The organism is Vibrio sp. 1641 (assembly GCF_033339995.1).
Lineage (GTDB): Bacteria > Pseudomonadota > Gammaproteobacteria > Enterobacterales > Vibrionaceae > Vibrio > Vibrio alginolyticus.
In genome coordinates this window covers 438,821-461,952 of sequence record NZ_JAWOVP010000003.1, presented here as the reverse complement: position 1 = coordinate 461,952, position 23,132 = coordinate 438,821, and the positions used below count along the sequence as shown (strand labels likewise).

Here is a 23,132-nt window from a genome sequence, read left to right as displayed (position 1 = left end):
AAAATTAACGAGGTTACAATACTCGGATTAAAGGAAGTTGCGTAGAGCAAGAGCAATGAGCCATATATTAGATAAAATCGACACTGTTTACCCATTCCCACCGAAACCAGTTCCATTAAGCGAAGAAGAAAAAGCATCTTACATTGAGCGTATTAAAAAGTTACTCAAAGAAAAAGATGCGGTACTTATCGCGCACTATTATACCGACCCTGAGATTCAAGCCCTAGCTGAAGACACTGGCGGGTTTGTTGGTGACTCGTTGGAAATGGCGAAGTTTGGTAATCGTCACCCTGCAAGTACATTGATTATTGGTGGTGTTCGCTTTATGGGCGAGTCGGCCAAAATTCTGACACCAGAAAAGCGCATTCTAATGCCAACGTTGGAAGCGGAATGTTCGCTCGACCTTGGCTGTCCTGCGGATAAGTTCAGCGAGTTTTGTGATGCTCACCCTGATCATACGGTTGTAGTTTACGCAAACACCTCAGCAGCGGTTAAAGCCCGTGCCGACTGGGTCGTTACATCGAGTATTGCGCTTGAAATCGTGGAACACTTAGACGCTGAAGATAAGCCAATTATTTGGGGACCAGACCGTCACCTAGGATCGTACATCGCTAACAAAACTGGCGCAGATATGCTGCTTTGGCAGGGTGAGTGTGTGGTTCATGATGAGTTCTCTGCTGATGCGCTACGAAAAATGAAGAGCGTGTATCCAGATGCGGCTATTTTGGTTCACCCTGAGTCACCAGCAAGCGTCGTAGAACTTGCCGATGCCGTTGGATCAACGAGTCAGCTGATCAAAGCAGCGAAAGCGCTTCCTCACAAACAAATGATCGTTGCGACAGACAAAGGCATTTTCTTTAAAATGCAGCAACTTGTGCCAGAGAAAGAACTTATCGAAGCGCCAACCGCAGGTGCAGGCGCAACATGTCGCAGCTGTGCACACTGTCCTTGGATGGCAATGAACGGTTTGAAAGCAATTGAGAAAGCGCTTAGTGAAGGTGGTGAAGAGCACGAGATTTTTGTTAACGAAGAACTGCGTGTTAAATCCCTTATACCGCTTAACCGCATGCTAGATTTTGCTGAGCAGCTAAATATGCAAGTGAAAGGTAATGCTTAAAAAGTAGGCGTAACTGAAAGTAAATCTCAAAAACCAGCCGAATATGGCTGGTTTTTTTGTGTCTTACTATCAATGAGTTACTATTGATGCAATCAATGAATATCGAGGTCATAAATTTATGGCGGTGTGGTTAGTAGTTAAAAAGTGGCTTAGTTCCCACCTTTTTAAATTGAGCAACCGAAGCCTTCTCATCTTTAGTGGCTTATATGTGAGCCTTTCATGGTGGCTGCTGGTTCTCGCTGGTGAAACAGCATTAACAGACAGTTTCGCTAACTTTATCTATTACCTCATGGTTACGGCGAGTACGGTGGGTTATGGCGACCATTCTCCAGTAACAGATATGGGTAAATGGGTTGTCGTACTATTTGTAATCCCCGGCGGTTTGAGCTTATTCGCCGCATTATTGGGGCGTATCGCTGGAGCAGCGATGGACTATTGGCGAGCGGGTATTTTAGGAAAACGGAGAGTAAGAGTGGAAAACCATATTGTATTGTTGGGCTGGAATGGATCGAGAACGATGCACCTTATTCGCATGTTACAACATGAAGAAGAGGGAAAGCGTCCGATTGTTTTATGCAGCCGTTCAGAAATAGAGAACCCGTTACCTGGCGAAATCAGTTTTATCAAAGTGACCAGTTATACCGATTCGCAAGAAATGAAAAACGCCAATATTGCCGAAGCCGCTTGCATTATTGTGGATAATCTCTCGGACGACATTACCTTGTCAGCCGCTCTATACTGCGCATCTGTAAACCCTTCCGCTCATTTGGTCGCTTACTTTAAAGATGAAGCGCTAGGCCGACTTCTAAGTCAGCATTGCCCGAAAGCGGAATGCATACCTGCTGTTGGCGCAGAAATGTTGGCAAAAGCGGCGGTTGACCCGGGCTCAAGTGCGCTTCATCAGGAGCTTTTGGCTTCAACACGAGGTATGACGCAATACTCAGTTATTTATCCTGAGGGGCAGTCTGCCACCACTATTGAGAATCTCTTCGTTTTTCTCAAAAGACGCCATCATGCCACGCTGATTGCTTTTGATATTGGCGATGGTATTCAACTCAACCCAGATTTAGATGCTGAAGTACCCGCGAGTACCAAGCTGTTTTACATTGCAGATGAACGTATTGAAGATTTTGCCTGGAAAGAAATGAACAAGGAACAATAATGCACATGATTGCCGGCCTGTTAGCAGGCTTCCCAAACTTTTTACTCTATTTCTCTGTTTCTATTATTTTTGTATTGGCGTTTAAGTTCATCTACGTCAAGTTGACGCCATACGATGAGTGGCATCTGATTAAAGAAAAACAAAATACAGCAGCAGCGATTGCGCTAAGTGGGGCTTTCCTTGGTTACTGTCTCGCGATTTCGGGGGCGGCAAAAAACTCGGTCAATATCGTCGATTTTATGGTGTGGGGCGTTGTCGCAATGCTTGCTCAAATTATCGCATTTGCAATTGTACGCTTTATTTTACTTCCGAAAGTGGCAGAGCGTATCGAAAAAGATGAACTGCCAGCCGGTATCGTATTAGCCGCAGTTTCTGTTTCGGTTGGCGTATTGAATGCCGCGTGCATGACCTACTAGGAGGAACGATGAAGCGGAGTTCTAACGTTAAACGTTCTTCCATGGACAAAAGCTTAAAGCTTGGGAAAATTCTTCCCTTTGCTGCCTTTGGTGGTATTTTCTTCTTTGCTACGTACGAGTCAAAAACAGAAGGGTACATTTTTTCTGATGCTGATGAGTGTAAATCTAACTCGCCTGAGTTTAGTGAACAGTGTGACATTGCATACCAAGAAGCTTTAGCTCGTGCCGAACAAAATGCCCCTCGCTACCGCAGCGAGTTCGAATGCGAGAATGATTTCTACGAGGATGATTGTTACTACAGTTCCAGTTCCCGAGCTTATGTACCTAACTTTGGCGGTTTTTTTTACAGTCGCTCATTAAGCGGGTTGAAAGGTTATAACAAGAGCTATTACTCAGAGCCGATGTACCGTTATAAATCCAAATTCTATAATGGAGCAGGACAATTCTTTGGCTCCTACCGAAATCAGCCGACCAAAGTTGCGACGAATAGCCTTAATAAACGTGGTGGCGGCACCATTGGCAGGGCGATGTCTCGAGGCGGGTTTGGTAAAGCGGTGTCGGTCAGTCGAGGCGGTTAAAAAGCACTATGTTTCGACGAGAAATACAAGAGCGCGAAAACTGGCGTGAATTAGCACGCCAGTTTGGTTTTGGTTTCCATACCATGTATGACCAACCGTATTGGGATGAGAGTGCTTACTATCAATTCACGCTGGAGCAAATTGAGCGCGATATAGAAGCGCCCACTGAAGAGCTGCATCAGATGTGCCTGGCTATTGTGGATGAAGTCGTTCGGAGTGAGCGGTTGCTGACGCAATGTGCGATCCCTGAATCTATGTGGGAGCAGGTCGCTTCTTCATGGAGACGAAGCGAACCTTCGCTTTATTCGCGGCTGGATTTCGCGTACAACGGGACCTCGCCAGCAAAATTACTGGAAAACAATGCGGATACGCCAACCAGCTTGTTTGAAACTGGCTTTTGGCAGTGGGTGTGGCTAGAAGATGTTGTAAATAAAGGTCGAGTTCACCAGAGCGCGGATCAATTCAATATTCTTCAAGACTTTTTGATCGAGCGCTTTGCCGAAATAGCAAAATACCAACCAGGACAAACACTTCACTTTAGCTGCTGCAAGTACACTGAAGAAGATAAAGGGACTGTCCAGTATTTAGAGGATTGCGCGCGAGAGGCAGGGTTAGCAACGGCATTCGTGCATGTCGAAGATATTGGAGTGACGGAAGATGGTCTGTTTGTGGATGCTGACGACAGAGCGATTCGTTGGATGTTTAAGCTTTACCCTTGGGAGTTTATGTTTGAAGAGGAATATGCGAAGTACTTAGCGACTGCGAACGTAAACTGGTTAGAACCGATGTGGAAGTCGATTCTATCCAATAAAGCACTTTTACCGTTATTGTGGGAGCGTTTTCCTAACCACCCGAACCTTTTGCCCGCTTATTTTGCTAACGATTCAAAAGCGAACACTATGAGAGATTATGTCATCAAGCCACTATTTTCTCGAGAGGGCGCGAACATCGAGATCGTCATCGATGGAAAACGTTTTGTTAAAACGTCAGGGCCTTATGAATCTAAATTCAATATCGTCCAGCAATACCATCCACTACCTAAGTTTGGGCACAACCATACGTTAATTGGCAGTTGGTTGGTCAATGATAGAGCTGCCGGTATTTCGATTAGGGAAGACAGTAGCTTAGTGACTCAAGATATGGCGCGGTATATTCCACATGTAATTTTAACATGATCAAAAAAGCTCTCCATTTGGAGAGCTTTTTGTCTATTCAGCCGTTCAATCTTGATGGTCGACAGCGTTGCGTCTATTGTTCTTCAGCTAATGCAACACCGCGCTGGGTAAGACCACATAACATCACTGGCATTGCATTGAAGATCTCTTCAAACTGCTCTAAGCCTTCCATACCTTGTTCGGCCAATGTTTCAATGGTTGTTTCTGGGTCGTAAAGCATAGTAAGAGAAAGTAAAACACCACCGAGTAGGGCATTATCTTCGCTATCCTCAGGCATCAACGTTTCCCAGTCATCACGCGCAAGTTGCCAGCCTTGTAATACACCTTCACAGAAATCGCGAGCCTGACTTGTTACAATGTCTTGCTCATCTAGCGCGCACCCTGCAGGCCACTGCCAAGTGCCTTCTAGGAGAGCGGGACGAGTTTGGTTCCACATTTGTACAATCTCGTCAATGTACTGCTCTAGTTGTTCACCGTCAGTAAATGGCGCTGTTTCTTCTCCACCCCATAAGAATGGCAACCACTCTTGAGGCATTAATACGTTTGGCGCTGCAGCCATCGCTGTTACAAAGCCTTGAGTTTTTGCCAGGTTTAGTAGTTTACCGTCAAGTTCTGGGAGAGAAAGGATGTCTTGTAGTTTCAAAATAGAATACCATTTGTTAATGGGCTGGTTGATTGCGCTCATCTTACCAATCAATTAGTGATAAATCGATATTAGGGAATGATTCACACATCTATGGAAATTCGCTCATCACTTAGAAAAAAAAGCATTCTCGCCCTAACACTTTACCTGTGCTTCTTTATCGCCACTATCGGTTCTGTCGCCTATTTGGTTGTTGAGCCACCGGTTAGACAAAAGCTAGAGCAAAACCTAGAGTTACGTACCCAACTCCTGGCTCTTGAGATAAAAGAGCCCCTCCTCAGTTCTACAGGTGTATTGAGCAGCTTAGTAGGGCTAGCCCAAGGGACTGAAAATATTCAATCTCTCAACACAATAATTCCACATATTCTTCAATTGAGTGACAAGATGCTTGTTAGTGGTGGCGTATGGCCTAAACCCGAGCTCACAGCAGAACAATGGAGATATAGAAGTCTATTCTTCAATAAAAACAGTGATAGTGGTATTGACCAAATTCACTCCTACAATAATCCCGAATCTGGCGGTTATGATAATGAACCCTGGTATGTCGCTGCCGCCGATGCTCCGGTAGGTTCTGTTAGTTGGTCTACGGTTTACATCGATACCTTTACTCAGGTCCAGATGATTACCGCGTCTTCTCCGTACTACCAAAACGGTCGATTCGCTGGAGTTGTAACGGTAGACCTATCACTTGATGCACTTTTTCAGTTTATTCGAGAGCACACGAACCAGCATTCTTTGGGGGTAGTGGTTCGCGATGCTGACTCAAACGTGATTATTGAACACAACTTTCAACTGACGGACGAAATTTATGTCAGCGAGCTTGATTTCGGAGAGTTCGATTGGCGCATGGAAGTTGTCAACGCAAAAGCTAAAGTCGCTGATCAAGTGTTTGAACAAGTGATGAGCGTTGAGGGGAGGATCATTCCATTTTTGCTCTTGTGTGTCTTGGTCGGTTACTACTTACTGAATCGCTACATTGTTGAACCAATTGTTCGCATTGCCGCTAAGATTGATGACTCGAAAACTGGTGGGATCATAGATATTGACTACGATAGCGATGACGAAATCGGACAGCTTATCGAGAAGTTCAATGAAAAGACGATCTATTTAGAGCAGGAGAGAATAAAAGCTCAGGCTTCGACAAACGCTAAAACGGCATTCTTAGCCACATTGTCCCACGAGATTCGCACACCAATGAACGGTGTACTAGGAACTGCCCAGATACTGTTAAAAACACCACTTAGCGATGAGCAGCGTAAGCACCTGAGAACACTTTATGATTCAGGTGATCACATGATGATATTACTCAATGAGATTTTAGATTACTCAAAAATTGAACAAGGGCATGTTGAGTTTGAAAATAAGCCTTTCCCAATTGAGTCGATTATCGGCAGTATCAAGAGTGTTTATCAAACTCTATGTGCAGAAAAAGGTCTTCGCTTTAGAGTAGTCTCGCATTTACCAACGGGTCGTTGGTACAACAATGACAAAGCCCGTTTGCGTCAAGTACTGTTCAATCTACTCAATAACGCTGTTAAGTTCACCGATCGTGGCATCATAGAGGTAGAGCTAGCCGAGAAATCGAGTAAGGCAGGCACCAAGCTGATACTAAAGGTAAAAGATACAGGAATTGGTATTTCAAAAGAGGCACAAAAACGCATTTTTCGTCCTTTTGAGCAAGCGGAGTCATCAACGACTAGACGGTTTGGTGGTACAGGGCTTGGTTTAGCAATAGTCAAAGAAATCGCGGAACATATGGGTGGGCAAGTGGTTGTAGAGAGTCAGGAGGACGCTGGAACGACTTTTACTGTCGAAATTGCCCTTACACCTTGCAAGCCGGGTAAAGTAGAGTCAATCAATACACATAAATTGAACTGTAAAGGGTTGAAAGCACTCATTGTTGAAGACAACCGAACAAATGCGATCATTATGGAAACTTTCCTCCGAGCCAAGGGCTTTGAGTGCACAAGTGTCGAAAATGGTCAGCTTGCAGTCGATGAGGTTGCGAGCAAACCATTTGATTTGATACTAATGGATAATCATATGCCTGTTCTAGATGGCGTTGGGGCCATATCAGCCATTCGAGCAATGAGTTCACCTGCTAAGTCGGTGCTGATTTTTGGCTGTACAGCGGATGTGTTCAAAGAAACACAAGAACGTATGATTAATGTAGGAGCAGACCACATAATAGCGAAACCAATAGTGGAGTCTGAATTAAATGATGCACTGTATCTTCATGCGACACAGTTATATCAGTACCAATCGGACTTTGATGGAAATGCAGCAGATAGCTTTAATGCTGAAAAGTGGTTACTCAACTTCTATGTCGCTCTAGATAATGGACATCTTAATGAAGCACTTGAGGCTATTTCAGCGATCATTGCGGAGGCCCCCCTTGAACTCAGTGACGACGTTTCTTCAGTCGCTGAACGGATAAGAAGTAACTTAAAGCGTCAGCAATCCCCAGACCAAGATGATATCGATACATTAACGATTTTGCTGGCCTCACCATAACTGAATCAATATGGCGCAACTGTGAATTGTTCTTACTATTCATACGTCATCCAGCTTCGTGACAAACTCTTCTAACCTGCAATGAACAGGCTTGCAGTTTTACTTTTACGAGTAAAGCAGCAAGACCTTCTACTGTGATTATATCGGTAATACTCTGAATTTTCGCAGCTTGGTAGCATAAGCTATAGGAGTGACTGTTTACAGTCCGAGTTTTGTTCTAACTTTACGTCAAAATAATTATCGTAACCCCTTTTTATGTAAGTGAAATCCGTGTTTTTGTACCATTTTTACGTAATTTTAGGCGTTTTTACTCGTCATTGGTGAAAAAAACTACTTTTACTTTAAAAGTTGGTTATAAATTTACAACTTAATTTTAAATACAGAGCCATAAGCTAGTTTTTGTGTGTTCTAATTGCATCATTAACTGGCTTGGTGTCTTTTTAGTGGTTAATAGTTTTATTATTTTTATTAATTGCAGTGTTTGATTTTAAGGGTTTTGTAAATGAAGTCTCGTGGACCATTTTGTATTCGTCACGCCGCAGCGGATACCTTTGCTATGGTTGTTTTTTGCTTTATCACAGGGATGATTGTCGAGATTTTGATTTCAGGGATGACATTTGAGCAATCTCTAGCATCGCGTACGCTATCGATTCCAGTGAATATCGCCATTGCTTGGCCGTATGGGGTTTTTCGTGATTGGGTGCTGCATCAAGGTAGTAAGGTGTCACCGTCTTCCTTTATGAAAAACATCTCTGATCTGGTCGCTTATGTACTATTTCAATCTCCAGTTTATGCGGGTATCTTATTCGCAGTTGGCGCGTCTACAGATCAAATTGTGACCGCAGTGGCAAGTAACGCTGTTATTTCTTGTGGCATGGGTGTGTTGTATGGGTACTTCTTGGACATGTGCCGCCGTTGGTTCCGTGTTCCCGGTTATTCTCAAAGCATCTAAATGCCCCAGTTTTGCTCAATTTAGTTACTTAGTGAGCAATCGATTCGAAAAGGGCGCTTTTTTTTATGTTTAGCCTTGACCATCAGGCACATAATCATTAAATTAGCGCCTCGTTAGCCAATGATGCTAACCAAAATTTGATTCGGTGAGTTGTCCGAGTGGCTGAAGGAGCACGCCTGGAAAGTGTGTATACGGCAACGTATCGAGAGTTCGAATCTCTCACTCACCGCCACATTCTAAAAGGTCTGATTTATCAGGCCTTTTTTCGTATCTACACTAAAGTAATGCGTCATTGAAAGTACACAAGAGTGCTCAAGGTGCAAGCGCCATTCTATCTACAAGCCAACTATTCACATCTCACCTCTATACAACGCCAAAATTGAAGATGCTATACAGAGGCAGCCATAATCTGATTGGTGCGGGTTAGCACATCCGCTTTAATCTAGAATTTAGCACCCATATCACATGAGGTATGAATACGGCCACAAGAATGAACGTAGTGCTACTAGATGCTAAGCAAAACAGCCATGAACACGAATACAACAGCAATCATACCAAAGAGATCTGTGTTTAGATTGAGGTCATCAGGGTTAAATTTTTCAATGCTTTGCGTCGTTTTGCATCTTATCTTCATGTTCTTGTCCTTATTTCATGTACGATTTCAACAGCAACATAACATGCAATTGAGTGTTCACAAGTCATAAAAAGCATAAGTATACTTGCACCTCATTGAGCGCAAAAAATACTCAAAGCGTTTTAAAGTGGCGGTCTACCTTTTGTAACATCAAATATTCTTTCTGTTTTTGTGCCTGTATCGCTATAGTTGAGAAACGGTTATCTCGTTCTAGTTAGGAACAAACTACTGGCTGCCGCTACATTCTCTCAGCGTTCCCACTCAGTCGCCTTGGGTAGATACTTTAGTCGTTGAGTACTGCAAAAAAACGCCGCATGAGCAGCGGCGCTTTGTTGAGGAATTCCCTTTCCTACTTGTAGCTAAGTTCTGTCGCTTTGCCTTTGAAGATCCGGTATACCACAAAGGTGTAAAGCAATATCACCGGCATAACAATCATCACACCGTAGCCCACGATTATTAACGTCGCAGGCGAGGAGGCAGCTTGTTGTGCGGTCATTAATCCCGGCACAACTTCTGGGAAGAAGCTATACGCAAGCCCGAGAAAGCTCAACGCGAAAATGACAGTGACACCAAAGAAAGGCCAGCGCACACCCAGATCATTCACCATTGGAACCTGACGCAAATAGCGATCAACTAGGAAGATGGTTGCCAATACAATTAACGGAACTGGGGCAAGCAACAAGATTTCTGGGAAGCTGAACCAACGCAAGGCAACTTGTTGATTTACAATTGGGTTTACAACGCTAACCACCAAGATTCCTAAGGCTGCTAACCAACCAGCACGGCGAGACCAACGGGCCGAGCGTATTTGCAAATCACCTTCCGTTTTTAGTACTAACCATGCGCCACCGATGTAAACGTACGCCGCCGCTACACAAAGTGCGCTTAACCAAGCAAAGCCAAATGCTTCGGTTGATTGTTCAAATCCCATGATGTAACGACCCACCATGTAGCCTTGGGTTAGCGCGGTGACTAACGAGCCAATTCTGAAGCACCAATCCCAGTGAGGTTTATGATCCGAGTTCGCTTTGGCTCGGAAGTCGAACGCCACGCCACGCATGATCAGTGCGATAAGCATAATCGCGGTCGGCATATAAAGTTCCGTCAAAATCAAGCTATGAGCAGTAGGAAAGGCAATCAGCAGAATACCGACGGCTAACACCAACCACGTTTCATTCGCATCCCAGAAAGGGCCTATAGACGCTATCATTCGGTCACGTTGCGCTTCATTATCACTCGGTAAAAGGATACCGACGCCAAGATCGTAGCCGTCGAGCACGGCATACATAAAGACCGAGAAGCCAAGCAGCAGAAGATAAATTTCTGGTAGATAGTCGAGCATGATTAGGCCTCTTGTTGTGTCAGTGGGACTTCATGGGCTGCAACGTCTTTGCGCGCCAAATAGAATAGGGTATGGATGTACGCAACCAGCAATGCAGCATAAATGGCTAAGTACATAATGAGCGAAGTCATCACGCTACTGCTCGCAACCGTGGTGACGGCTTCGGATGTTCGCAATACACCGCTGACCAACCAAGGTTGTCGACCAATCTCAGTAACATACCAACCCGCCAGTGTGGCTATCCAACCAGAGAACGTCATGGCTAATACCGTGTACAGGTAAGGTTTAGGTAGCGCTTTTTTACGTGCTAGCTTCACCGCGCCATACCAGCTAACAAGCAACATAAGGACACCAACACCAACCATCACGCGGAAACCAAAGAACAAGGGCTTCACTGGCGGGTGGTCAGGTGCAAACTCGTTAAGTCCTTGGATTTCCCCATCTAAGTCATGCGTAAGAATCAAACTCGCCAGCTTTGGGATGCCCACTTCAAAATCATTGCTGCGAGTTTCTTCATTTGGCATCGCAAACAGAAGAAGAGGCGCGCCTTGCTCGGTCTCCCACACGCCTTCCATCGCTGCGATTTTTGCAGGTTGATGTTCAAGCGTGTTTAACCCGTGAAGGTCACCGACAAAGATTTGAATTGGGATGAATCCAGCCGCCGCGAACAGCGCGACTTTTAGGCCAAGTTTGGCTGAGCGGTGATCTGGCTTTTTCATTATTTGATAAGCTGAGATACCCGCAATCAAGAAGCTGGCAGTCAGCGCCGATGCTAATAGCGTGTGCAGAAGACGGTAAGGTAAAGAAGGATTGAAAATAACTTCCTTCCAACTGGTTACATGTACAATTCCGTCAATCACTTCATAGCCACTTGGTGTGTGCATCCAGCTGTTAAGCACTAGAATCCAAAACGCGGACATACTTGTCCCAACAGCAACCAGAACGGTGGCGAGAGTATGAACCCATTCCGGCACTCGTCCTCGTCCAAAAAGCATCACGCCAAGGAAGGTGGCTTCCATAAAGAAGGCGGTCATCACTTCGTATCCGAGCAATGGTCCTGCTACGTTACCGACTCGTTCCATAAAGCCTGGCCAGTTGGTACCAAACTGGAAACTCATCGTAATGCCGGATACCACACCTAAGGCGAAAGTAAGAGCGAATATCTTGACCCAGAAGTAATAAACATCGAGCCATACGGGGGCCTGGGTGCGGTTATATCGCCACTTGAAAAACACCAACATCCATGCCAACGCGATGGTGATGGTCGGGAAGAGAATGTGAAAGCTGATATTGGCCGCGAACTGGATCCGCGACAGCATGAGGGTATCTAACATCTTGGTTCCTCAAAAACGTGCCATACTAAAAATCGTGTCTATCTGTAATTTAGTTACGAAAAGTCGGGCAGTTTGGATTCATGTATCGAGAAATACAGGTGATTCTGTTTTCTTCTAACCATGATTTATATCAACTAAGGGAAAGAAAGGAGTGTAGGAAATTGTCTCAAAATGCCACTAATAGTCGCGAGAAGTGAGTAAAAGAAAGCAAATGTAACTGAAGGAGCATGGATTAAGATTAGTTCGAATTATCCTTATGATGGTTTCGATAATCCTGAAATAAAATTACAAAAACAATATTTTTAGTAAGGAAAATTGCCTTGCCTTCACTTTGAACCTCCATACTATTTATACACTAGTCATGTCGAGATCATCTCAAACACAGCAAACTTACTGGCAGTTAAGGTGGGAAACTTTAGCTAATTGATAAACTTAAAATTGCACTGCTAATGACATATGCATCATAAGTTCGTTAGCACTCGACCAGAAGTGCGATAGGCTACATTTTTATACTAGCGAACGATTTGGCGCTAGGTAATTCGGCTTTCACTAGATCAACAAGTCGACTGCGGACCATTTTCGATTCCTGATGAGTTTCAATCCAAACTGACACTTACTTTTCAGCAAGTGTGCTAGTGTCTTTCTTATTATTTATTAAATAATTAATAGATGCCGATATGGTAAAGAGAGTTGTGGACAGCTATCTCGAGCAGTAGACTGGCGCTAGCCAGAGAGTCTGACTTTGAGGGGGGCATTCTACATGAATTTTGGATTCTGCCACCGCAAAGCTGATATTGAATTTGATGGAGATGGATAATGAATGACAGTTGGGCTAATTTCTTTCCTTACTTTGCTGGAGCTTTTAAGCTTATTGTATTAGGGATAGGAGCCTACTTAGCCATTAAATGGCATTTTGACGAAGAGCGAAGGGTAAGAGAAGCGGAAGGTGTGGTGTTTGATAACCCAAGTCTCATGAAAAAGTTTGCGAAGACGCTAACTCTGCCATTCCTTTTGTGTCTTCTAGTTCTTCTTGTTATATATGCTACCAACTGGTTCCTGTATTGACGGCTTTATTGTTTGTTGTAGTAAAGCTGAATGCTGCCGCCTCTGAGAGTCGAGCCGTAGTTGAAGTTAACGCCTATGCCGAAATTGTCCAACCAATCAAAGGGCTTTGGTGCATAAAATAGCCATCCTATAGAAGCTTCGTAGTAATGCGGACTTCCCAGTTCATCGCTTAAATCATGCGAAAGGTCGACTCTTTTAATCCCGGTAAATAAAGCCTGCTCACCGTGATAAATATTGTAGTAACCGGTGATTTCATTAGATAGGTACCAACCTTTAGGGTTGCCTATATTGCCGTTATTTGCGCTTCCCCAGCTGTGCCCAATGAATGAATTCAATGTCGAACTGGCATGCCATTTCCCCCAACTTGTGGGAGACGTGTATTTGGCTTTAATGGATGGTTGAACTATTGCCGCCCATGCTGAAACGTTAACGGCACGGCCGTCTAGGATTCTTCCAATGATGGAGGAAAGTTTATTATCGGTAGAGAATGAGTTTTCATAACGCATAAGGTGAGTCGTCGTTCTGGTGCTAAGAGTGACGCTTTCACTTGCTTTGTATAGATACCCATAACCAATCGACGCACCGTATGTCCTTTCCTTGAGAAGATCCTTACTTGTGCCGAATAGTTTGAGATCATTCTCTGTTTGTATCGTAAACGCCTTAAACGACAGCTCATGTAAATCCTCGCTGCCCTCAATGTCAAAGTTAGTCGTGTAAGGGAGAACATATACGGATTTGCTTCGACGTTCATTGATTGACTCGTCAGTCCCGAACTCTGGGTTGGCGGTATCAAATAATGCATTCGGATCAAAGTCGCCAATACCAAACGCAATTGCGTCAGTGTCGGACAGCAAAACCGCGATAGAAAAACGTTGTTGAAGAAGGTTGCTAATTTCCTTATCTAGTGGATCCGCATTAGCAGTATGAGGTAGAGAGAGTAGGAGAGCGAGCGAAACGACTCGCCACTCCACTGAGGCGAAGTTGGGTTGGAACATTTTGGCTCTTTTAAATGGTTCATGCATGGAGTTTTCGGACGTACCGGTACGCTAACATTAGTTTAATCGTTGAATGGTTGATGTAACTTTGAGAAATCTATGTTTTCTCATATTGATATGAAAAAGTTCCTTAAACGAGTTTAGCTTCAATGTGTATGCTGCACCAGATTTGTTTAGCAACATCATTCTTTTCTGAAGATGTAGCAAGACTTTGTGACTAGGTTGCATTATTTTCTTTAATGCGTCTCTTGAGAGGAAAATAGCAAACTTTTTTATTGCCTTGGCGCTCAAGAAAATCTGAATCGTTCACTGTGCTACTGGTTAACTTCGAAAACTTGTAAGTATCCTGTCTGCCAACATCACGACTAACATCATCAAGGAGTACCCTTAAATACGTCAGATAAACAATGGTTTTTTTTTGAGCTTTAAAAGAAATGTTCGGACCTTTGAATATTTCGCGGTGGTGCTCAATCCAAGAACTGTGTTTTGTATGTGTTCTCAGTAAATCATTGAGTCGATCTATTCTTCAAAATGTGGTCCCTTTTAATTCACTTTCTGTTACATATTTTTCGTTTTGAAAGAGCATTTTAATTTGCATCTTTTGAAAAGATCTCTTTGTTAAATTTTGTATAAAATCAACTAATTGTTGAAATTAGAACCCTTGTCAAAAAGTCATTAGATTTCATGTTGAATAGCCTCTTTTACCTAATAGTATACTCTATTTGTTTGATATAATTTCCGGCAGTTTGTATACCATAAATAAAGAGAGTCTATTCATGTTCCAGAACTTAACGATCAAGCAGAAGATAGTGATTCCGCTGTCATTGATTATTGGATTGTTTATTGTGAGCTCTGTATTAAACGTTATGACAAGTTGGAAGCAATCTGAATTGAGTGAGACACTCAACGAACAGATCGTGCCGAACTTATTAACGATTGAGGATGCTTATCGCGATCTTTACCAAGCAACATCTGCAATCCAAGGTGTTGCACTTTCTGATACTCAAACCGATATTGATCACCACATCGGTGAATACAAAGACAACGCCTACAAAGCACTGCCACGTATGGAACAAATGATTGAGCTATCACAAGCCGGTGTGATGCCTTCTACACATGGTAATGAAGTTCGAACGCTTGTCTCTTTGGGTGAAAAGTGGTTAGCAAGTTATGAGGCGATGCTACGTTTACCTCAATCTCAATGGCGTGGTTACTACAATGAGCACAAACATACCTTTGAAGACCAATTTATCGAGGTTAGAGCGCAGCTTAACGTTGTAAAAGATGCAATAGAAGAAAAGCAAAGCCAATTGAAGGACGAAATATCAGCGGCTGCAACAAGAGCAGAACTCATTCTTGAGGCTGGCATTGTGATTGTTATTTTTGCCGCTATCGCGATGGCTTTTTTGTTGTTACAAACGGTTGTGAAGCCTATCAATGATATTAAAAATGCGATGACAGAAATTGCGTCCGGTGAAGGTGATCTAAGTCAGCGAATCGATGTAAAAACACAAGACGAAATTGGCAATTTAGCAGACGCATTTAACCAGTTTGTGTCCAAAATTCAAATGACAGTCGCTCAGGTAATTGAAAGCTCAAATACCTTACGTAACGAAATGGCAAATCTTAGCTCGTTGACCACGACCATCGCGAATTCGACCGTTTCTCAGCAAAAAGATAGCGAGGCGGTAGCAGCGGCAGTGCATGAAATGCAAGTCACCAGCAGAAATGTAAGCGATAGCGCTAACGAAGCTGCGGTTGCGAGCCAAACAGCGAATGATGAACTTACCAATACCAATGTTATTTTGGATCAAACGGTTAGCTCAATTCGTAGCCTCGCAAGTGAAATCGAAAGCGCAAGCCACGTCATTAACACATTGGATCATGATGTGAGTAACATTGCGTCCGTACTGGATGTAATTCGTGGTATTGCCGAGCAAACAAACTTATTAGCGCTTAACGCAGCCATTGAAGCGGCTCGCGCTGGAGAGCAAGGGCGAGGCTTTGCTGTGGTAGCGGACGAGGTTCGTTCTTTAGCCAGTCGTACGCAACAGAGTACGGGAGAAATCCAAACCATGATTGAAAAGCTACAATCTGGTGCAGGACAAGCTGTAGAAGTGATGCGCGGTAGCCAAAATAGCAGTGATGAAACGATCAAGTCCGCTGGCCGAGCGAGTGAATCCCTTTCTGAAATCTTGAACGCGATTTCACGTATGAACGAGATGAATACACACATTGCAACGGCTGCGAGCCAGCAAAGTACAGTAAGTGACGAAGTAAATAGCAACGTACAAGGCATTGCAGACAGTAGCACTTCAATTGTGGAAATCGTAAACCAAGCGCAAGCTTCTTTAGCCATGTTGTCAGAGCAAACTCAACGTTTAGATCATCAGGTCAGTCAGTTCAAAGTATAAGCTTGAGAACAGCAATCTCACTGACGAAATAACCCGCTTCTTAGCGGGTTATTTTTTAGATAAGTGGCGAACCTGACTTGTGAAATTTCGACTATATTTACATTCCTTTCTCACTTTAGTTCGTATACCAGAGTGGGCAAATAACCCTAGACAGCGGTAACAAACTCTGTACAGCGTGATGATGCTTTTATCATCACTTTTGCTGCTTTTTAACCATTGCAATTGCACACAGGAAAATGTGATTTCCAACCCAAAATCTTCAAATTTGAGAACTTCATAACACCTTTACCATAAACGTTTTTCGTAAGCGTATAGAACTGTAAATTTTGTTGTATGTACAACACTGGGTATTTATCATCCTAATTAATTTGTTCTGGATATACATCCGTTAGTCATTATTAAGTCATTCTAGAAGCTTTTAATAAGGAATCTTGAAGGCTTGTCGGTAGATAAGAGAGAAAAATTCATGAGACGTAAAACCACGCTATCTCTGCTGATTGCGTCGAGCCTTTTTGTGGTTGGATGTCAACCTAGCGAAGAAGGATCGAGCCAAAATGGTGGTCCTGCGCCCGCAACCGAAGTAGAAGTGTTAACAGTGCAGCCAACGCGCCAAGCATTGACAGTAGAGCTGCCGGGTCGTAGCCGAGCATTCAAAGAAGCAGAAGTTCGTCCGCAAGTTACTGGCATTATTTCGGAACGAAATTTTGTTGAAGGTGGATTTGTTGAACAAGGACAGTCGCTATATCAAATTGATGATTCGTCATTTCAGGCGGATTTGCTGAGCGCTGAAGCGGAATTAATCCGTGCGCAAGCTGCGGCAGAGTCGACCTATGCCACGGTGAAGCGTTACAGAACCTTGATCACCAAAAAATCCATCAGCCAACAAGACTTGGATGAAGCAGAAGCGGCATACAAAGAAGCGAAAGCGCAGGTCCTAGTCGCAAAAGCCAAGATCAACACAGCAAAAATCAACTTAGATTATACGCAAGTCAAAGCTCCGATTAGCGGGGTGATCGGTAAATCGAGTGTGACAGCGGGTGCGTTGGTTACGGCTAACCAAGCTGCCAAATTAGCGACCATTCAGCAGCTTGACCCTATCAATGTTGATATTGTGCAATCATCCGCGCAACTGCTGCGTTTGAAAGCATCACTCTCCCAAGGCCATATGCAAGAAGATGATTCTGCGCAAGTTACATTGATGCTTGAAGATGGCAGCACTTACGAACACAAAGGCACAATGAAATTTACTGAGGTCAATGTGAACGAAAGTACGGGCAGCGTGACGCTTCGTGCCGAATTCCCAAACCCTGACGGTTTGTTGCTACCTGGAATGTTTGTTCGTGCGACGGTCATTACTGGTGTCGACCCTGATGCGATTCTAATACCACAAAATACGGTATCTCGTGATGCGACAGGTAAAGCGACAGTGATGACGGTTAATGGCGAGAACAAAGTGGAAGCGAAACCAGTGAAGACAGCTGAAGCGATCAATAGCCAATGGCGCATTATTGATGGTTTGAACGCGGGTGATAAAGTCATTACCGCCGGTTTACAAAAGGTAGGGCCAGGTAGTTCGGTAACTATCCAAAACGGTGAACAGGAGTAATCATGGCACGATTTTTTATCGATCGTCCGGTATTTGCTTGGGTTCTCGCGATTCTAACGATGTTGGCGGGGGTAATGTCATTATTCAATTTACCCGTCTCGCAATACCCAACGATTTCACCGACGACGATCACCATCAGTGCTCGTTATCCAGGTGCATCAGCAAAAACCGTTGAAGACTCGGTAACGCAGGTTATCGAGCAAAATATGACGGGATTAGATTACCTTCGCTACCTATCATCGAGCAGTGATGCATTTGGTAATGCGACAATTACCCTGACGTTTGATAGCGAAGCTGATCCTGATATCGCGCAAGTACAGGTGCAGAACAAACTGCAATTGGCATTGACTTCATTGCCGATGGAGGTACAAAACCAAGGTATTGTCGTCAATAAATCTAATACGGCATTTCTCATGGTCGTCGCAGTTTATTCTGAAGATCCTGACTTTACAGAAAACGATATCGGCGACTTTGTTGTAACGAATATTCAAGACCCGATAAGTCGTGTTACTGGTGTAGGACAAGTGCAGGCGTTTGGTGCGCAGTATGCAATGCGAGTTTGGCTGGATCCTTTTAAGCTTACGCAGTTCAACTTGACCGCGATCGACGTAGCAAATGCAATCAGTGAACAGAACGCGCAAGTTTCTTCAGGTCAACTTGGTGCGGCACCTGCGCAGGAGGGTCAGTTGTTGAATGCTACGATTTCTTCTGCAAGTCGTTTGAGCAGTGTAGAAGAGTTCCAAGACATCATTCTTAAGTCTGACGCCAGTGGTTCGAATGTTTATTTGAAAGATGTAGCTCGCGTTGAGCGTGGTGCAGAAAGTTATGATATTCGAGGCCAATATAATGGCTTCCCAGCATCGGGGTTAGGTATTTCATTAGGTACTGGCGCAAACGCGCTTGAGACCGCCAATGCGGTAAAAGAGCGCTTAGAACAACTGAGTGCAACGTTCCCAGAAGGGTTGCAGATTGCTTACCCATTTGAAACAACGCCATTCGTCAAAGCCTCGATTCAAGAAGTGGTTAAAACGCTATTAGAAGCTATTCTTCTTGTGTTCTTAATCATGTACCTGTTCTTGCAGAACTTCCGTGCGACGATCATTCCAACGATCGCAGTGCCTGTCGTATTGCTCGGAACCTTCGCTATTTTGTACGCGACTGGATTTAGCGTAAACACGTTAACCATGTTCGCGATGGTTCTGGCTATCGGTTTGCTGGTGGATGACGCCATCGTTGTGGTGGAAAACGTCGAGCGTGTGATGCATGAAGATGGTTTAGAGCCCAAAGAAGCGACCAAAAAATCGATGGGGCAGATCACTGGTGCCCTGATTGGTGTGGGGTTGACGCTTTCAGCGGTATTCGTCCCTATGGCGTTTATGTCTGGTTCTACCGGGGTTATTTACCGTCAGTTCTCGATAACTATTGTGGCGGCTATGACGCTTTCCGTTTTGGTTGCGATAATTCTGACTCCAGCATTGTGTGCTACGTTGCTGAAAAAAGGCGATGCTGAGCTTCTAGAGAAAAAAGGCTTCTTTGGCTGGTTTAACCGCAAGTTTGATGCGATGACAGCAGGCTATGAAACCGGCGTTGCCAAACTTCTAAAACGCACAGGTCGCATGTTGGTTGTATTTTTGGCAATGAGTGCAGGTGCTGGCTGGTTATTTATGAACCTTCCAACGTCATTTTTGCCAGATGAAGACCAAGGCACAGTATTCTCAATGGCTATTTTGCCGCCTAACTCAACACAAGAACAGACGGAAAAAACACTTGAGAAAATGCGTGACTTTTACCTAGTAGACGAAAAAGACAATGTAAAGTCAGTCTTCTCCGTTGCTGGATTTAGTTTCGCAGGCCAAGGCCAAAACATGGGGATGGCATTTATCGGTCTGAAAGATTGGTCTGAGCGTGAAGCGCCTGGCGCCGATGCCGCTTCCATTACGGGCCGAGCGATGGGGTACTTCTCTACTATTAAAGAAGCTTTGGTGTTTGCGTTCGCCCCTCCAGCGATTCAAGAGCTAGGTAACTCGACAGGTTTCGATTTCTATCTCCAAGACTCGTTGAATAAAGGGCACGATGCATTAGTTGCGGCTCAAGGGCAACTTCTGGGCATGGCAGCACAAAACCCGAAACTTGTCGGTGTTCGTCCAAACGGTCAGGCAGATGCGCCAATGTACAAAGTTAACATTGACCACGTCAAACTTCGTGCTTTGGATGTCAGTATCAATGACGTAAACCAAATTCTGTCAGCTGCATGGGGCGGGGCTTACATTAACGATTATATTGATCGCGGTCGTGTGAAGAAAGTGATGGTGCAAAGTGATGCGGAATACCGCATGCAGCCAAAAGACTTCGATTCATGGTACGTACGCAACGCTAAGGGAGAGATGGTGCCTTTCTCTGCTTTTGCGAGTGGCGAGTGGACCTATGGGTCTCCTCTTTTGCAGCGCTTTGATGGTTTGCCAGCAATGAATATTCAAGGCGGTGCAGCTCCTGGTGTAAGTACTGGTGAAGCCATGGAAGAAATTGAAGCAATGGTAGAAAAGCTACCGGAAGGCTTCACGGTGAACTGGAATGGTATTTCGTATGAAGAGCGCCTTTCCGGAAACCAAGCGCCGATGCTATATGCGCTATCTATCCTCGTCGTATTCTTAGTTCTTGCCGCTTTGTATGAAAGTTGGTCAGTACCTTTCGCCGTGGTGTTAGTTGTTCCTCTTGGTGTGCTTGGTGCTGTGCTTGCGGTAATGACGCGCAGTATGGATAACGATGTGTTCTTCCAGGTGAGCTTATTAACGACGGTCGGCTTGGCAACCAAAAACGCCATTCTGATTGTTGAGTTTGCAAAGGACTACTATGAGAAAGGCGCTGGGCTTATCGAAGCAACCTTACATGCTGTTCGCGTTCGTCTGCGCCCAATTATCATGACATCGCTTGCTTTTGGTTTGGGTGTGGTACCACTTGCTATCAGCTCAGGTGTGGGATCGGCAGGTCAAAACGCAGTGGGTACCGGCGTACTTGGTGGCATGATCAGTGCCACGATATTGGGTATATTCTTCGTCCCAATCTTCTTTGTAGTGGTTGAGCGATTGTTTGATCGACGTGCGAGAAAAGAGTCTGAGGCAGAGTTGTCTGAGACCAGCACTAAACCCACTCAGCAAAGCGAGTAGGACTTGGTTGTTTTAACTGAGTTATACTAGTGATAATAAACACGATTAAAGGGCGCTTCGGCGCTCTTTATTTTATGTTTTCACTTGGTGGTTACCGTCTATGACGCGAGCCTGAAAGACGGCGTGTTGTGTTCAGTATCAGCACAGCCTTTTCGGCCGAATGAAAGCCTAAAGAAGAAAAACGACGATGAAAGATCAGAAAATTTCCCCAATTTCCGTTTTGGATCAAAGTCCTATGTTTGTTTGTGGTGTGATGCAGCGCATGTACCGCAATCGTGCCCAAGCTGAGCTCTCTCGGCAAAATTTGATGACACTAGAAATGGCAAGTGCACTGGCCGCTTTAGAAGAATTTCAGCCTATGAGCCAGCAAGCGTTAGCTGATGCGGTTCGAACTGAGCGAAGTGTAGCAAAGCGGATGGTGGACAATCTGGAAAAGAGAGGGTTTGTTCAAGTTTCTAAAAGTAAATCGAATCAGCGCCTTAAAATGCTAAGCATGACAAAAGAGGGGGCAAATGCTTTAAAGCAAGTTCATCAAATCATGACGAATTTACAGAAAGAGTTTTTTTCTTGTTTGTCGGAATCTGAAGCGAGTGAATTTTTTCGTCTGGTAAGAAAGCTCACTTTTGCGAATCACGACCAGTAACTGACATCAATGCCGTTTAGCGTCTTTATTTTATCGCGGACCAATTATATTAAGCTGTAGAACTTAAGAAATAGGATGCCCAACGTACAGGTCACGGTAGAAAGCACCGTAGTGAGTGCGATGATATTTGCAGCTAACGTGGCATTGCCTCCCATGGAACGCGCCATGACATAGCTGGCAGCAGCGACTGGAGAGGCGTTCATAAAGAAAAGAATACCTAGCTCAATTCCTCGAAATCCTACTAAGTAAGCTCCCATGGTGATGATGACTGGCGCTACGATGAGCTTGTAACTGCTCGCAAACCAAGATGGACCTTTCTCTTTTCTCATCAAGCTAAAGTCAAGTGAGCCACCCGTACACAACAGCGCCAAAGGCAATGTCATTTTGGACAAGTAGTCTCCTGCGTCAATAACCACATTCGGTACTGGAATAGTGAGTAAATAAAAAGCCATTCCTAGAACAATGGAGATTATGAGCGGATTCCTAGTCAGTGTTCGGCCCATCATCTTTGCTGCTTGCGAGGCAGACGTTGCCCCCTTGGGCGATAAGCAAATTACCGCTTGGACGTTATAAATAAATGTGGTGACCGCGACATAGAGCGCTGCTAGCGCCACACCTTGAGAACCATACGCATTGGCAACGTAAGCGATACCAATAATACCTGTATTTGCTCGGAACCCACCTTGGATGAGAACGCCTTGGTCAGGCGATGCTTTGAACAGAAGTTTGACGGAAAGGTAGGTGAAAATGAAAAACGAAATACTAGCGATGACGCCGAAATTGACGAATCCACTTGCCGCGGAAAAGTCGTGTTCTGAAGCCACAATGCTGACAAATAACATTGCAGGCAAGGTAACTTGAAACACCAGTTTAGAGCCTACTTCGATAAAATTATCGTTGATTAGACCAAAGCGCTTAAAAAGAACGCCAAGTACCAACATCAAACAGATAGGTCCGGTTATCGACAAAGAGAATTGCAACTGATGTAAAACAGCTTCCATGTAAGTATCCGCAGCAAAAGAAAAAAGTGTTCCTGTTGCCTATTAAGCCACAAACCCGGAGGGTAGGACAGTAACGTGATGAAATTTTCTTCTGTTGTAGGTTCCGGAGTCATTTACACTCCAAGTTATGGACGAGGTCCCAATTTAACAAAGCGGTACTGGTCCTACGTGCGATATGTTGGTTAACTCGTTGTCGTGATGCATCCACATGCGTATTAGATGTGAGGGCTGGTCATCGTAGTTATGGATAGGAGTTCATCAATGAAAAGGAAACACAACAAAACTGTACTGTGTGCGTTTGTCTCAGGTTCGGTATTTGGTGCGGTTTTGGTCATTGCGATGTCTTTACCAATGTAATCCTCTTAATTGGCTGTTGG

18 protein-coding genes and 1 tRNA gene are annotated in these 23,132 nt (G+C 44.3%); 13 read left to right on the top strand and 6 right to left on the bottom strand.

Going from position 1 to position 23,132, the window contains the following annotated elements; genetic code table 11:
* Positions 1-55: 55 nt before the first annotated feature.
* The 5 genes from nadA (at position 56) to R7Z47_RS09900 (ending at position 4,448) form a co-directional block, all read left to right on the top strand.
* Positions 56-1,117 carry a quinolinate synthase NadA gene (gene nadA / locus R7Z47_RS09920; protein ID WP_047100825.1) on the top strand — a complete coding sequence of 354 codons (1,062 nt, stop codon included), beginning with the start codon at positions 56-58 and terminating at the stop codon, positions 1,115-1,117.
* A gap of 118 nt (positions 1,118-1,235) precedes the next feature.
* Positions 1,236-2,279, top strand: a complete 1,044-nt coding sequence (locus R7Z47_RS09915) for a potassium channel protein (RefSeq protein WP_262607017.1) — start codon at positions 1,236-1,238, stop codon at positions 2,277-2,279.
* Positions 2,279-2,695, top strand: coding sequence for a DUF350 domain-containing protein (locus R7Z47_RS09910; RefSeq protein WP_005378281.1), 417 nt, complete (start codon positions 2,279-2,281; stop codon positions 2,693-2,695). The genes R7Z47_RS09915 and R7Z47_RS09910 overlap by 1 nt, the downstream gene beginning before the upstream one ends.
* Positions 2,696-2,703: 8 nt before the next feature.
* Positions 2,704-3,273: a DUF1190 domain-containing protein gene (locus tag R7Z47_RS09905; protein WP_025766906.1), complete on the top strand. Its 570-nt coding sequence runs from the start codon at positions 2,704-2,706 to the stop codon at positions 3,271-3,273.
* Positions 3,274-3,281: 8 nt separating this feature from the next.
* On the top strand, positions 3,282-4,448 hold the full coding sequence (locus tag R7Z47_RS09900; protein WP_042522104.1) for a glutathionylspermidine synthase family protein: 1,167 nt from the start codon (positions 3,282-3,284) through the stop codon (positions 4,446-4,448).
* A 73-nt stretch (positions 4,449-4,521) separates the two neighbouring features.
* On the opposite strand, the gene R7Z47_RS09895 is transcribed toward R7Z47_RS09900, so the two are convergent.
* Positions 4,522-5,133 (bottom strand): YecA family protein, encoded by a 612-nt coding sequence (locus tag R7Z47_RS09895; protein ID WP_005378278.1) that lies wholly within the window; start codon positions 5,131-5,133, stop codon positions 4,522-4,524.
* A 51-nt stretch (positions 5,134-5,184) separates the two neighbouring features.
* On the opposite strand from R7Z47_RS09895, the gene R7Z47_RS09890 reads away from it, so the two are divergent.
* The 3 genes from R7Z47_RS09890 to R7Z47_RS09880 all read left to right on the top strand — a co-directional run bounded on the left by R7Z47_RS09890 (position 5,185) and on the right by R7Z47_RS09880 (position 8,789).
* Positions 5,185-7,605: a hybrid sensor histidine kinase/response regulator gene (locus R7Z47_RS09890; protein WP_151515134.1), complete on the top strand. Its 2,421-nt coding sequence runs from the start codon at positions 5,185-5,187 to the stop codon at positions 7,603-7,605.
* Positions 7,606-8,107: 502 nt separating this feature from the next.
* Positions 8,108-8,557, top strand: coding sequence for an L-alanine exporter AlaE (locus R7Z47_RS09885; RefSeq protein ID WP_054575116.1), 450 nt, complete (start codon positions 8,108-8,110; stop codon positions 8,555-8,557).
* A gap of 144 nt (positions 8,558-8,701) precedes the next feature.
* Positions 8,702-8,789: transfer RNA gene (locus tag R7Z47_RS09880), tRNA-Ser, on the top strand.
* Positions 8,790-9,062: 273 nt separating this feature from the next.
* Here the strand turns inward: R7Z47_RS09880 and R7Z47_RS09875 are convergent.
* The 3 genes from R7Z47_RS09875 to R7Z47_RS09865 all read right to left on the bottom strand — a co-directional run bounded on the left by R7Z47_RS09875 (position 9,063) and on the right by R7Z47_RS09865 (position 11,867).
* Positions 9,063-9,191: a hypothetical protein gene (locus tag R7Z47_RS09875; RefSeq protein ID WP_005378275.1), complete on the bottom strand. Its 129-nt coding sequence runs from the start codon at positions 9,189-9,191 to the stop codon at positions 9,063-9,065.
* Positions 9,192-9,540: 349 nt separating this feature from the next.
* The gene (locus R7Z47_RS09870) at positions 9,541-10,533 is read right to left on the bottom strand and encodes a cytochrome d ubiquinol oxidase subunit II (protein ID WP_017820054.1); all 993 of its coding nucleotides are present in this window, start codon (positions 10,531-10,533) and stop codon (positions 9,541-9,543) included.
* 2 nt (positions 10,534-10,535) lie between these two features.
* The gene (locus R7Z47_RS09865) at positions 10,536-11,867 is read right to left on the bottom strand and encodes a cytochrome ubiquinol oxidase subunit I (protein ID WP_005388402.1); all 1,332 of its coding nucleotides are present in this window, start codon (positions 11,865-11,867) and stop codon (positions 10,536-10,538) included.
* Positions 11,868-12,683: 816 nt separating this feature from the next.
* On the opposite strand from R7Z47_RS09865, the gene R7Z47_RS09860 reads away from it, so the two are divergent.
* On the top strand, positions 12,684-12,932 hold the full coding sequence (locus tag R7Z47_RS09860) for a hypothetical protein (protein ID WP_005378271.1): 249 nt from the start codon (positions 12,684-12,686) through the stop codon (positions 12,930-12,932).
* 5 nt (positions 12,933-12,937) lie between these two features.
* On the opposite strand, the gene R7Z47_RS09855 is transcribed toward R7Z47_RS09860, so the two are convergent.
* A complete protein-coding gene (locus R7Z47_RS09855) occupies positions 12,938-13,927 on the bottom strand; it encodes a Solitary outer membrane autotransporter beta-barrel domain (RefSeq protein WP_262606605.1) in 990 nt (329 codons plus the stop codon).
* A gap of 776 nt (positions 13,928-14,703) precedes the next feature.
* Between R7Z47_RS09855 and R7Z47_RS09850 the strand changes: the two genes are divergently transcribed.
* The 4 genes from R7Z47_RS09850 (at position 14,704) to R7Z47_RS09835 (ending at position 21,754) form a co-directional block, all read left to right on the top strand.
* The gene (locus R7Z47_RS09850) at positions 14,704-16,341 is read left to right on the top strand and encodes a methyl-accepting chemotaxis protein (protein ID WP_262606604.1); all 1,638 of its coding nucleotides are present in this window, start codon (positions 14,704-14,706) and stop codon (positions 16,339-16,341) included.
* Positions 16,342-16,807: 466 nt separating this feature from the next.
* Positions 16,808-17,947, top strand: coding sequence for an efflux RND transporter periplasmic adaptor subunit (locus R7Z47_RS09845; RefSeq protein ID WP_262606603.1), 1,140 nt, complete (start codon positions 16,808-16,810; stop codon positions 17,945-17,947).
* 2 nt (positions 17,948-17,949) lie between these two features.
* Positions 17,950-21,111: an efflux RND transporter permease subunit gene (locus R7Z47_RS09840; RefSeq protein WP_005378264.1), complete on the top strand. Its 3,162-nt coding sequence runs from the start codon at positions 17,950-17,952 to the stop codon at positions 21,109-21,111.
* A 187-nt stretch (positions 21,112-21,298) separates the two neighbouring features.
* Complete coding sequence (locus R7Z47_RS09835; protein ID WP_017635039.1) at positions 21,299-21,754, top strand: MarR family winged helix-turn-helix transcriptional regulator; 456 nt, start codon at positions 21,299-21,301, stop codon at positions 21,752-21,754.
* Between the two features lie 44 nt (positions 21,755-21,798).
* Here R7Z47_RS09835 and R7Z47_RS09830 read toward each other — a convergent pair whose 3' ends face one another.
* Positions 21,799-22,755: an AEC family transporter gene (locus R7Z47_RS09830; RefSeq protein ID WP_167415114.1), complete on the bottom strand. Its 957-nt coding sequence runs from the start codon at positions 22,753-22,755 to the stop codon at positions 21,799-21,801.
* Positions 22,756-23,132 lie beyond the last annotated feature (377 nt).